This is a genomic window from Streptomyces sp. NPDC047853 (genome assembly GCF_043204535.1).
Taxonomy (GTDB): domain Bacteria; phylum Actinomycetota; class Actinomycetes; order Streptomycetales; family Streptomycetaceae; genus Streptomyces.
Genome location: NZ_JBIDCI010000044.1, coordinates 1 through 8,397, shown reverse-complemented (window position 1 = coordinate 8,397; position 8,397 = coordinate 1). Strand labels below are relative to the sequence as shown.

At 71.7% G+C, this 8,397-nt stretch carries 10 protein-coding genes and 1 pseudogene; all 11 read left to right on the top strand.

From position 1 onward, the window contains the following. Positions 1 to 768 (top strand): protein spdB (locus ACGF5T_RS35975; RefSeq protein WP_392890343.1); only part of this gene is annotated, 768 nt, incomplete at its 5' end. Beyond that, entirely contained in the window at positions 765 to 974 is a 210-nt protein-coding gene (locus ACGF5T_RS35970) for a hypothetical protein (protein WP_366769401.1), read from the top strand. The genes ACGF5T_RS35975 and ACGF5T_RS35970, both read left to right, overlap by 4 nt. A 111-nt stretch (positions 975 to 1,085) precedes the next feature. After that, positions 1,086 to 1,328, top strand: a complete 243-nt coding sequence (locus tag ACGF5T_RS35965) for a hypothetical protein (protein WP_366769410.1) — start codon at positions 1,086 to 1,088, stop codon at positions 1,326 to 1,328. Next, positions 1,325 to 1,654, top strand: a complete 330-nt coding sequence (locus ACGF5T_RS35960) for a hypothetical protein (protein ID WP_366769409.1) — start codon at positions 1,325 to 1,327, stop codon at positions 1,652 to 1,654. The genes ACGF5T_RS35965 and ACGF5T_RS35960 overlap by 4 nt, the downstream gene beginning before the upstream one ends. A gap of 635 nt (positions 1,655 to 2,289) precedes the next feature. Then, complete coding sequence (locus tag ACGF5T_RS35955; RefSeq protein ID WP_366769408.1) at positions 2,290 to 3,660, top strand: hypothetical protein; 1,371 nt, start codon at positions 2,290 to 2,292, stop codon at positions 3,658 to 3,660. 379 nt (positions 3,661 to 4,039) lie between these two features. Then, the gene (locus ACGF5T_RS35950) at positions 4,040 to 4,210 is read left to right on the top strand and encodes a hypothetical protein (protein ID WP_366769407.1); all 171 of its coding nucleotides are present in this window, start codon (positions 4,040 to 4,042) and stop codon (positions 4,208 to 4,210) included. Positions 4,211 to 4,261: 51 nt separating this feature from the next. Continuing rightward, the gene (locus ACGF5T_RS35945) at positions 4,262 to 4,462 is read left to right on the top strand and encodes a hypothetical protein (protein ID WP_366769406.1); all 201 of its coding nucleotides are present in this window, start codon (positions 4,262 to 4,264) and stop codon (positions 4,460 to 4,462) included. Positions 4,463 to 5,514: 1,052 nt separating this feature from the next. After that, positions 5,515 to 5,742 (top strand): hypothetical protein, encoded by a 228-nt coding sequence (locus ACGF5T_RS35940; RefSeq protein WP_366769405.1) that lies wholly within the window; start codon positions 5,515 to 5,517, stop codon positions 5,740 to 5,742. Between the two features lie 201 nt (positions 5,743 to 5,943). Then, on the top strand, positions 5,944 to 7,878 hold the full coding sequence (locus tag ACGF5T_RS35935) for an FtsK/SpoIIIE domain-containing protein (protein ID WP_366769404.1): 1,935 nt from the start codon (positions 5,944 to 5,946) through the stop codon (positions 7,876 to 7,878). Further along, positions 7,875 to 8,189, top strand: coding sequence for a hypothetical protein (locus ACGF5T_RS35930; RefSeq protein WP_366769403.1), 315 nt, complete (start codon positions 7,875 to 7,877; stop codon positions 8,187 to 8,189). The genes ACGF5T_RS35935 and ACGF5T_RS35930 overlap by 4 nt, the downstream gene beginning before the upstream one ends. 2 nt (positions 8,190 to 8,191) lie before the next feature. Next, positions 8,192 to 8,397: pseudogene (locus tag ACGF5T_RS35925) on the top strand (protein spdB); the annotation flags it as partial.

The window sequence follows — 8,397 nt, the reverse complement described above, 5'->3', positions numbered from 1 at the left end:
GTCGCCCTGGTCGTGGGTCTCGGCATCGACGGCGGCTGGCTGGCCACCCTCGCGTACGACCGGCGCCTCGCCGCCCAAGGCGACCACTCCACACCCGTGACGGTGGTCGGTTGGGTCTTCGGCGCCGTGGCGACCGGCGTCCTGGTCGCCCACGCGTTCGGGGAGGACTCCCCCGGTCCCTGGCTCGCGGTCGCCTGGCTCCCCCTCGCGGCCAAGGCCCTGTGGTTGGTGCACGGGCTGTGGGAGCGGACCGCGCTCACCCCGGACGCGCTGGAGCAGATCCGTGGCATCCAGCAGGAGGCCCGCGACCAAGCGGCCGTTGCCCGCGCTCAGCTCCGGGCGGAAGCGGCCACCGAGGAGACCCGGTTGACGGCCGTGACGGAGGCCGGGGCACGCGTCGCACGCGTCCAGGCCAAGACAGCCGAGTCCCTCTCCGGGGCCTGGTCGGTGCTGGAGGCGGCCCGCCAGGGCGACGGCACTGCACGGGCTCTGACCTGCGTCACAGAGCGCGTCACACCCGCGTCACAGCCGTCATGGCGGCTCCCTGTCTGGGGACCCACGGAGCCCGTCCCGGCCATCGAGGCCGCCCCCGCGCTCACGGACGAGGAGTTGGACCGGATCGTGTCTGATCTTCGGCACGGTGAGGTTCCGCCGCTCACGTACCGCGAGATGGCCGACCGGTTCCGCGGGGCCGGACACTCCGCCGGGGAGACCCGTCTCCGGGCGTCCTGGCGGCGCGTCAGCGGCCAGAAGGGAGAAGCCGCGTGATCGCCCTCGCCCTGTACCTGCTGTGCGTCGCGGGCAGCGTGGTCGCCCTGGCGGTCGCCCTTCGCCGCCGACCGGCCCCGGCCCCGACTCCGCCCCAGGCGCCGGCACCCGCACCGGCCCAGCTCCCGACCACGGCTGAGGCCGAGGTGCGCGTGATCCTCGCCGCCGCCGCCCAGCTCGCCGCCCGACTCAGCACCGCCGCCTGACCCGAGAGGGCCGGGGGGAACACAACCCCCCGGCCCCCTTGCGCAGACTGATACGAGCGTGTCAGACTGATACGCAGACGCAGACAGAACCGACTGTTCGAGGGGGACCACATGGACGCGACAACCCGAGAGGCCGTCCAGGCTTTCTACCGGCTCCACCAGACCACGAAGGCCGTGGCCGCCGACCCGTTCCACCCCAGCGCCCTGGAGACGCTGCAGAACGCCGCGAACGAGGCGAACGCCAGGATGGCCGCCGCCGGACTCCTGGGCCGCCCCCAGCACGAGCTGGTGGCGCTCGTCCGCCAGGAGTTCCCCGACTACGACCTGAACGGCCAGGAGGGCACCGACCGATGACCACAGACCGTTGTCCCGCAGCCCACCCCGAGGACCCGACCCCGTGCGACGGCCCGCCCGTCGTGACCGTCCTCGACCGGCACAACGCCGGAGCGAAGGGCTGCGAGCACCACGCCGCCCGACTCCTCGCCTCGCTGGACGACGGCCGGGTCTACCCCCTGCCGGACGCGCCGGACGGCGCCGCGATCCGCGTCTTCAAGGCGGCCGATGGCACCCGTCCGTTCGCGTGGATGACCAGCGCGCCCCGCACCCGTGACGAGGAGCTGAGCCGGGCCGAGGTCCGCGCCCGGGACCTCCGCGAGATCGCTGACGACCTGAACGGCTGACCGCACGTCAAAGCCCCGCCGGATCACCGGCGGGGCTTCCTTCGGCCCTCCAAGTCACACCAGCCCCAAGGGGCATCGGGCGAGCCGGGGGAACCTCCCGGCCAATCGGTGCCAGGATCAACACCCAGACCAAGAGCAACGGCCCAGGGGGCCTAATCCCTGGGCCGTCCGCTCCCGGATCTCGCGCCGCTTACCCACGGCGAGAACAGGAACGTTGCTCAGTGCCAAGAGTACGGAGCGATGCAGCAGCATCGCCACATCTGGCCTCCGGCCCGCGTTGCCACTGCGGCACCCCAATTGCCCACACACAGGGCAAACGCCCCAAGATCTACTGCTCCGAGTCGTGCCGTAGCGCGGCTCGTCGAGCCATTGCCAAGATCGAACGGGAAGCGCGCAACGGCGGGTCGACCGGCAAATCCGGTCGCCTTGGGAAAGAAACAACAGAGTTTCCCGCACCCCTCCGACCTGCGGAAACGCGGACGGGGGATGCGGGGAAGTCTGAGGGGGCGCAGCGCCCCTCAGAACAGGACCGCAGCGACGCCGCACGCCTGCGGAAGGCCGCCCGGTACTCCCGCCGCCGGACGCTGTGGCGGATCACCGGGGACGCCGCGTGCAAGGGCTGCGGCCGGGCGCTGATGGACCCCGCGTCCGGGGTGATCGTCGCGCAGACGGCGGCCGGAACGTCCGTGGTCCTGGGCTTGATGCGGTGCGGGCGGATCTGGCTCTGCCCCGTCTGCGCCGCGACCATCCGGCATGGTCGGGCCGAGGAGATCACCCGCGCCGTGGTCGAGTGGATCAAGCTCGGGGGGACCGCCTACTTGGTCACCTTCACCGCCCGGCACGGTCACACGGACCGCCTCGCGGACCTGATGGACGCCCTGCAGGGCACCCGCAAGACGGCCGACTCCCCTCGGCGGCCGGGCGCCTACCAGCGGCTCATCACTGGCGGTACCTGGGCCGGACGGCGAGCCACCGACGGCGACCGGCACCAGGACCGGGAAGGGATCCGCGACCGGATCGGGTACGTCGGCATGATCCGCGCGACCGAGGTCACGGTCGGGCAGATCAACGGCTGGCACCCGCACATTCACGCGATCGTCCTGGTCGGCGGCCGGACCGAGGGCGAGCGGGCTGACAAGCGGGTGGTCGACACGTTCGCCCCGTCCCCGGCCGCGCTGCTGGAGTGGGAAGGGCACTGGCGGGCGGTGTGGACCGCCGCCCTGCGCAAGGTGAACCCGCAGTTCACGCCCGACGATCGGCACGGCGTCGACTTCAGGCGGCTGGAGACTGAGCGCGACGCGAACGACCTTGCCGAGTACATCGCCAAGACCCAGGACGGCAAGGCGCCGGCACTGGAGCTCGCCCGCGCCGACCTGAAGACGGCAGCGGGCGGGAACGTGACCCCGTTCGAACTCCTGGGCCGGATTGGGGACCTGACCGGCGGCATGACCGAGGACGACGCTGCGGGGGTCGGCTCGCTGGAGTGGAACCTGGCTCGCTGGCACGAGTACGAGCGGGCGACCAAGGGCCGCCGGGCGATCGAGTGGACTCGCTACCTGCGCCAGATGCTGGGCATCGACGGCGGCGACACCGAGGCGGACGACCTCGACCTGCTCCTGGGCGCCGACGCCGAGGACGGGGAACTCCGGGCGGGAGTCGCGGTCACCGAGGACGGCTGGACGGCCGTCACCCGCCGGGCACTCGACCTCGCCGCCACGCAGGCCGCCGAGGGCAAGGACGGCAACACCGACCCGGCCGCCGTGGGCGAACGCGTGCGGGAGGTCCTCGTCCTGGCCGACGCCGCCGACGCCGTGGTGGTGCTCAGCTCCGCGGAGGTAGCCGAGGCGTACGCCGACATGCTCGCCGCGCTCGCGCTCCGCCGTGAGGAAGCAGCTGCTCGTCGACGCCGGGAGAACGAGCACGACGACGACCAGGAGCAGGACGCCGACTCCACCCAGGAGCGGGCAGCCCGGCACATCGCCCGGCTTGCCCAGCCCGCGAACTGACGACCGTCCCCGGTCGCCCCGGAAAGCCGCGGCGGCTGGGGACGGCCAAGGTCGTTACTGGGGTCAGTGACCCACAACTCGCTGCCAGTCGCTGCCAGCGTGCACACGTTCACGCTGGGGCCGCTGGATCGGAATGCAAAGGTGTGCGCTCGTGCTCCTGGTCCTCGTCGTCGCAGCGTGAGAAAAACCGTCCCGGCCGTCGTATGCCGCAGCAACAGCAAGGCCCCTGCGCAGCAGCAGGGGCCTTTTTTCGTGCCCTGGTCCTGTTGACCACGGCGCGAGCCCGCCTTGAAGGGGTGGAGGAGTTGCGGGGCTAACCCGCCCGTCCTCGAACGTCACACCCGCCCCATTACCCAAGTACGACGACCAGGAGGCTTCCGTGAGCACCGAGCAGCGCGACCAGCAGCAGCCGCAGGCGCCGGCACCCGCGCCCCAGCCGCAGGACCCACGCAAGGAGTTCGCGAAGAAGGGCGCCCTGGCCGCGATCGGCGCCACGTTCTCGGGGGCGGCCCGAGCCGTGGTGGCCAGTCTCCTCGAGGGCGACTCGTGACGCGGCGCAGTGGTGAGAAACCTCAGTAGGGCCGCCACGGTTGGGCAGGACATGGCAGAGATCCCGACCGACGAGCACGGCAACCGGCTGTGTCTGTGGTGCGGCGAACCGATCATCCAGAGCGGCACCGGCCGGAAGCGCGACTACTGCAAGCGCAGCCACCGCGAGTACGCCTACCGGGAGCGATCAACCGTTCGCCGCGTCGCAGACGCGCTCGGCTACAACCGGCCCGACTCACCCGCCTCGCCATGACACCCGCCGCGTACCGTCCTGGGCCATGAGCACAGAGACACCCACGAACGGCGACGGCGAGAAGCTGTGTGCATGGTGCGGCGGACCCGTACCGCCCAGCCGGGGCACCAAGCCGCGGGCCTACTGCAAGCGCGGATGCGTCCAGCGGGCGCACGAGGCCAGGAAGCTACGCAAGAAGCTGTTCAACGCGTACGCGAAAGGCCGGGCTGAAGAGGCGGAGGCGCGCGAAGCAAAGTCACGTGACTTTCCTGAGAGGTTCGGAAGCTCACGTGACTTTGCAAAGCCGCAGGTGGAGCCCGAAGTTCCGGCGCCTCCGCCCCCAGGCGACTTCCTGCTCGCCCCGCCCGCTGCGGCCCCCCAGGAGTCGCCCGCGCTGCCGGATGCGAGGCAGGCGCCGGCACCTCTGCCACCCCGGCGGCGACGGCCCCTGAGGTCGGCACAGGCCATGCCGCTGTGGCGGCCGGAGGACGACGGGCCAGAAACCCCTTGATCCGTTGTCGGTACCGGTCCCTACGGTGGGTGCCCCAGTGATCACGGGAGGCCGGATGCTCAGGCACGACGGCGCCGCGCTGAGCGGAGCGCCCACGACGGGCTTAGCCACATCGCGGCAGCAGGCGCCCCCCATCAGCCCGAGACGGGCCGTCAGGTCGCCTCACGCGCCCGTCTGGTGCGACGGCGGGGGTACGGCGGTCCGGGAGGCTCACAGGCGCTCAGACGGCCGCTCAGCGCTTCGAGCCCCCCACCCCTCCCCGCTGCTCGTGTCCACGCGCACAACGGCGAAGCTCGCACTCGGCGGAGCAGGCGCGCGTAAGCCCCGGCGAGATGCCGCCTCGTTGGGTGAGCGGGCCGGTCGGCGGCCGGGCCGGAGCGGGGCGGAGACAGGAGCGGCGGCCCGGGCGAGGGCCGGGCCGCGCGGCCCGCTCGCGGGCCGCCTTGATCAAGTAGAGAAAGTTGTACCGCAAAAAGCGCAACGTGATCTGGCCAATCAACGTCATTCAGCCATTCGGAGTGCGCTACTTGCTGAGGCTGCGTGAGTGTGTCAAGCTCAGCACATGACGCAGAAGACACCGGCCGAACTCCGGGCCGAAGCAGAGGCGGCGCTCAAGCCGTTGGGACAGAAGCGGATCAAGCTCCTCGCTCAGCTCGACGAGGTGGACCGGGAGCTGCGTCCGTTGGTCAAGGAGGCGGTCCGGATGGAAGTTCCCTACCGCCGGATCAACGAGCTGACGGCGGTCTCCCCGAACACCGCGCGGGCGTGGTCGAAGCGGGAGATCGACTAGCGGCCCCTCGCGCGCGCACGCGTAGAGCCCCCTCCCCGAAAACCGCAGCAACCCGCAACCTCGCAGGTCAGAGGCGGTTGTGGGGGTCAACTCGGGGGCGCGCATGCAACCCAGGGAGCAACCCACCCAAAACAGGCGGGCCGAACCGTCGCGGGAACGACGATCCGGCCCTATCCACGATCACCAGTCGAAGGGATCCTCGTGGACAGGAAGCAAGTCTGGTCCAAGATCAGCGGCGTGACCAACTCTGGTCGCTCCGTGATCACCAACACGCTCGATGAGATCGCCCCGGCGTTCGTGCCGTTCGCGGCCAAGTGGGACGAGGAGGCGGACCGCAGGATGGCCCTGCGGACGCCGGAGAACCTCAAGCGGCTCATGGACGCGCAGAGGGCGCACAACTCAGCGAGGTCGACGGCGGCCACGGCGAAGAGCCAGCGGCAGGCCGCGCGGTCGGCGTCCAAGAACCCGCTGTCAGCCGGTCGTCGGGCGGCTCGCACGGCGGACAAGGCGGCCCGCGCTCAGCGCGAGTCGGCAAAGGCGGCGCTGCAGGAGGCGCGCAAGCAGTACCCGGTGACGCTCCGGGCGCGGGCGATTCAGGCGCACGCCGCGCACGGTGTGCCTGCGGCCGGCATCTCGTGGGCGTTCTGGTCGCACGACTGGGCCGCGTTCCCGCCTGCGCTGTCGGCCGGGCTCATCGTCGCCAACGCGGGCGCGCTGTGGCTGGGTCGGCGCAAGGCGTCGGTCCGGATCGAGGATGGGCTTTCGGCCGAGGAGCGGCGCCTGGTCGAGCGGCTCGACCCGTCGTACTGGGCCCAGCACGCCGACGAACGCGGCCTGTCCGGCACGATCCCGGCCCCGGTGGAGGTCACCCCGGCCGGGCTGGTCACGCAGGTCCGCCTGGATGGCCGGTGGAAGCCGTCCGCCTTCAAGGCCAAGCACGAGGAGATCCGGGCGCTGCTCGGGGCCCGGACGGACCTCCGCATGGAGATCAAGGCGGGCACGCATGGCGACCGCGCCGTGATCACGCTGCGGACCCGGTCGGCGGCCGACGGCATCGACCTGTCCGGCTGGACTCCGGGCGCCCCGTGGGGCGTCGACACGGTCACCGGTGAGTCGGTCATGGTCCCGCTGGGCCGCCGCATGCTGATCGCTGGTACGTCTGGCTCGGGCAAGAGCTGGTCGACGCGGGCTCTGCTCGCGGAGGGTTCGGAGGCGCCGGATCACCGCCTGGTCGTCATCGACCCCAAGCGGGTGGAGGCGATCAACTGGCAGCACCGTGCCCGGGTAGCCATCAGCGCGGATGAGGTCCTGGACGTGACCGATGAACTGGTCGCAGAGATGCACGACCGCCTGGCGCTCATCCCGCGCGGCCGGGACACCATCGAGATCAGCCCGGACCGGCCCCGGATCACGGTCTTTGTGGACGAGGGCGCCGAGGTCATCGGCATGGCGCGGGACAAGGAGTACAAGCGCGTCATGGACAACCTGGGCACCCTCGCCCGGATGGCGCGGGCCGCCGAAATCATCCTGATCTGGGCAACCCAGAAACCCACCATGGACGCCAAGGGAGGCATTGACCCGCAGATCAGCGCCCAGATCACCTACCGGGCCGCGCTGGCGCTGAGCACGTCCGGGGAGTCCCGCGTCGTGTTCGGTGACGACGCGACCGAGAAGGGCTGGCACGCGCACGAGCTGCCGATGCCTGGCGTCGCCCTGCTGCGGTCCGGCCCCAAGGCTCCGCCGCACCCGATCCGCACCCGCGCGTTCAGCCCGGCCGACGTGATCGCCCTGCCGGACCGCCCGATCTGGAGCCGCGGGGAGATGTCTGCCGGAACGGCCGGCACCCACGCCCCCGCTCCGCTGCGGCTGGTCAAGGACGAGGACTTCGTCCTGGCGCCGCCTGCGGCTGCGGTCCCGGCCCAGCCCCAGCCCAAGGCCCAGCCGACCAACCGCGAACGGGTCGCGGCCGCCATCGCTGCGGGCTCGCGCACGGTGGCCGACGTCGCCAACGTGACCGGCATCAACAAGGGCAGCGTCAGCAAGGCGGTCAAGGCCCTGGTCGACGCCAAGCGGGTCATCCGGGCCGAGGACGGCACCCTGTCCGTCGCCACGCAGGCCGGGGAGGTGTCGGCATGAGCACCGACCTGACCCAGGCCGTGGCCGACGTCCGCCAGGCGGAGACCCAGGCCGCGCAACTCGCCCAGATCCTCGCCGTGATGCAGGCCGCCCAGGCGGCCACCCCGGCTCACGGCTCGTGCGGCTGCTCGACCCACGCCCCGGCTCCCCGCCGTTCTGCCGGACGGGCCGCCGCGTGGGTGGCCGGTGGTGCCGCCTGCGCCTGCGTCCTGACCGGCCTTTTCCTCGCGGTCGCCCTGGTCGCGGTCGCGGTCACGGTCGGCGGCTGCATCGGCTACCTGCTCATCCGCGAGATCCGGAAGGGGAAGTGACCATGCAGAAGCGCTCGATGACCGCCGCCCCGGCGGTCGCCATGACGGCAGTCAGCATGGTGCTGACCCTGGCCGTGGTCGTGATGTGGCTCGGGGACTCGATGCACTGGGGCGTCGCCCTGGTCGTGGGTCTCGGCATCGACGGCGGCTGGCTGGCCACCCTCGCGTACGACCGGCGCCTCGCCGCCCAAGGCGACCACTCCACACC